We start from the raw sequence: 3,730 nt of genomic DNA on the forward strand, positions 1-3,730 counted from the left end.
TAWAAAAACAATTGAAATTTGATATAAAAATTAATAAAATTAAAAAAAATATTTGTTCTTTTTAATATTTTTGATGCTATAATCAATTTGCCTAAATATAAATTTGGGTTATTAGCAAAGTAAAATAAAAAATGAAAATACAACTCGTCAAAATTTATATTTTCATAAGTATAAAATAACAAAATAAAACTATTTTGTCAAATTATATTTTGAAAACTAATAAATTTTCAATTTTGTTGAAAATTTTTTTTAATTAAATTTATTTTGTAAAAAAAATGAAGGGAAACAAAAAATGAAAAAACTTTTAGGATTATTAGGAACAATTATGATAACTGGAAACACAATACCATCAGTTATTGCCGCTAGTCCTTATCAAAAAGAAGAAAATATCAAAAATAGTGATATTAATTATCGACAAACAAATAATTTAGAAACTCTAAATAGAAATAAAAGAGGCGTTGATGATGGTAATGAACTTGTTGGTTTAGACCCATTTTATGCCTCTTTTGTACCAAATTTGTGAGAAGAAATTATAATTATAAAATATGAATCTGGTAATAACTTATCACTTTTTCAAAAAAAAGTTTATGAAAAATTTAAAGTTTATAAATTTGATATATGAAATTGATTTATAATATATCCTACTGTTTATAATTTTTTAAAAGTAATTTTTAATAATTGAGATTATGTAAATTTTTATTGAAGAAATAGCACAAAAAGAGAAAGAATTAGAATTGTAACTGAGAAAAATATGATTGCTAGTGTTGTCATAAGAACAGGTGATAGCAAGTATTATCGAAATGATTATTTAAATAATCAAATAATAAATGAAGTTCTTATAAATAGGGATTTAGGAAAATTATTTATTATTAATCAACAAACCATTTTAAATTCAATAAAATTAAGAAATTGAAATATAGATATTTCACATTTATCTGTTTCAGATATAACAAATAAATCAGCTAAAATAACAGTAAGTTCAATTGGAAAATATAATAAAGGAACATGAGTAAATGTATATTTTAAAAAACATGATTTAATTAGTTTAAGTGGTATTAAAAATAATAAAATTGAAATATTAAATAGAAATGAAACTGCAATTTTAAATGAGTTAAATTACTTAAATTATGATTTAGATATATCACAGTTAGAACTTTATGATATTATAAATACATCAGCTATTATAAAAGCAAAAAAAGATAATAGTAAATATTTTGATGAAAAGAAAATTTACTTTACAATAAATAATCAAGAAAATAAAATTATTGATTTAGGTGAATTAATTAAAAAAGGTATATTTTTAAGTTTTAGAGATAAAAATAAAGAAAGTATTATAAAAGAAATTAATAATATTGACGAAAATGATTTAATATATTCAAATATAAAACTAACAAAAGATATTAATGAAATTTATAATAAAAATACAAAAGAACTTTGTAATGACATAACAATGTTAACTAATGATTCATCTGAAATTCAAAACATGAAAACAAATAGTTGTACATATAAAAAATAAAAATTAGAAAATATTAAAATCACAGTAGGTTTAAAAAATAAAAAAATAAGTTCACAAACATCAAAAACAAAACAAAAATCAAATTTGGAATTAAACGCTGGTATAACTGCAAAAACTAAATATTTAAAAAAAATTTTGGGTTTAACATTTAATGCTGAAGGAAAATATCAAAATGAAACTAATTTTGAAGATTCAAAAATACAAGAATTAAGTGATGAATTTGATTTATCAGACAATAAAGAATATGAAAATAAAGAAACTTCTGAAATAACAATACCTTCTCAAGAAATTAAAGTTAATCCAAGACAAAAAATTAAATTTTCTATTTTATTAGATCAAGTTTCAAAACAAATTATATGAAATTTAAAACAAAATATTCATGGAGAAATTAATGCAGAAATAACAAATGAAGAAAATATGACATACAAATTTGAAATTTCAATTAAAGAAATTATGCAAAAACTAAAACAATATAGTCTTTTACCACAAGAAATTACAATAAATAATGACGATACAATTACTTTTAATGGAAAATTAATGGGATCATTACAACAAACTCTTAATAATAAAATAAAAATTGAACAAATAAATAATTATGATGTTCTTGCCGATGGTAGTTGTTTGTTTTGATCTGTAGCAACAGCTTATTTATTACCAGTAAGAAATAATAATGATGAATTTAGAGCGCGATTTATTCATTTATTTAGTATAGAAAATATAAAAAACTTAGGAGATATTCAAAATTTATTAAGGGAATATGATTTAGAAAATCATAACAACAATCAATTGTGATATCAAAATCAAACAGCAAATAATTTAGTAACAAACGTGTTTCGTAATCGTGTTGTTGATTATATACAATCAAACTTAAACATGATTACAAATCGTGGAAGCGAATTAACATTTAGAACTATTATTGAATCAAATAATGAAATTGCTAACAATTACTTAAACAGAATGAGACAATCATCAACATGAGGTGGTACACCAGAGATATTAGCAATGAGTAATATGTTAAATGCTAATATTAGTGTAAATAATCATGCTCCATATCAACCATTTAATCAAAATTCAAATAATAATATCCAAATATTTCATGTTAATGGAAATCATTATAATTTTGGTTTAGAAAATCAAACACCGCAGACAGATGCAGAATATAAAAAAAGTACTGGTGGTGGTTGTTTAACTGAAGAAGATAATGATATTGAAAATAATAGTTTATTTTTAAATTTCCCCCAATTAAAAAAAGATGAATATCATTTTATTGATCAAAAAACAGAACAAAATAGTTTAAAAAATGATGAAAATTTAAATATTTATTTAATTAAAAATGGAAATAAGGTTATAAATAAATATAATTCTCTTTCAAAAGAACAAAAACAACAAAAATTAAATGAAATAAATCAACATTATCAAAACTTATCTGAAAATGATAAAAAAGATTTTATTGATAAATTAAAAGCAATTGGCTCATCAGCCCTTGGAGCCGGAATTAGTGGTGTTGGAACAAAAATAACTATTAGCGGGTCAACAACTGGCGCTGTTGAATCAACAGGTGAAGCTATCGAAATGACGCCGCTATTATCAGAAGGAGGTTTAACAGCAGCAGAAACTTTATCAGTTACCGAAGGAACCGCAGTTGTTGCTTCAGAAGGAGCAGTTATTGGAACAGAAGCTGGTGCTGCTGCAGCTTTAGCGCCAGAAACACTAGGTTTATCATTAGTAATTGGAGGATTAGTAATTGCTGGAACAGCAATAATTTGATGATTAAGTGGTCATAACAATAATTCACAAGCAGTTAAACATGGATCACATAATCAATATAATGAAATTGAAAAATACTATCAATTTTTAGCTCATGATCAATTAAAATTAGATATTGATAGTAATACTTGAGATAAAATTAAACAAATTTATCAAGCAAGCAAAGATAACTACGAAGGATTTAAAGAACAAATTAAAGTAACAATCACTAGTTTTCATAAAGAAGATCATAGTGGTTGGGGCGGATCAATCACTGATGAAGATACTAACACTTTAATTAATATTATTTACAATCATTTTCAAGAAATTAATACTCATTTTACCAATAACCCTAATCACGGTTGAAAAATTGTGACAAACACAATAGGTAGTTATTTTATAATTGAAGAAGAATAAAAATAAAAAAAACAACAAAATTGACATTGTCAAATAAGTTGTTTTTTTTTT

The 3,730-nt window shown here is 22.6% G+C and carries 2 protein-coding genes; both read left to right on the forward strand.

Annotation, left to right across the window (positions count from 1 at the left end):
* Positions 1-292: 292 nt before the first annotated feature.
* Positions 293-1,516 carry a hypothetical protein gene (locus tag EHV01_RS03905; RefSeq protein ID WP_422066287.1) on the forward strand — a complete coding sequence of 408 codons (1,224 nt, stop codon included), beginning with the start codon at positions 293-295 and terminating at the stop codon, positions 1,514-1,516.
* Positions 1,517-1,651: 135 nt separating this feature from the next.
* Positions 1,652-3,679: an ETX/MTX2 family pore-forming toxin gene (locus tag EHV01_RS03910; RefSeq protein ID WP_422066288.1), complete on the forward strand. Its 2,028-nt coding sequence runs from the start codon at positions 1,652-1,654 to the stop codon at positions 3,677-3,679.
* Positions 3,680-3,730 lie beyond the last annotated feature (51 nt).

The sequence above is a fragment of the Spiroplasma sp. hy2 genome, from assembly GCF_044714365.1.
In the GTDB taxonomy this organism is placed as follows: Bacteria; Bacillota_I; Bacilli_A; order Mycoplasmatales; family Mycoplasmataceae; genus Spiroplasma; species Spiroplasma phoeniceum.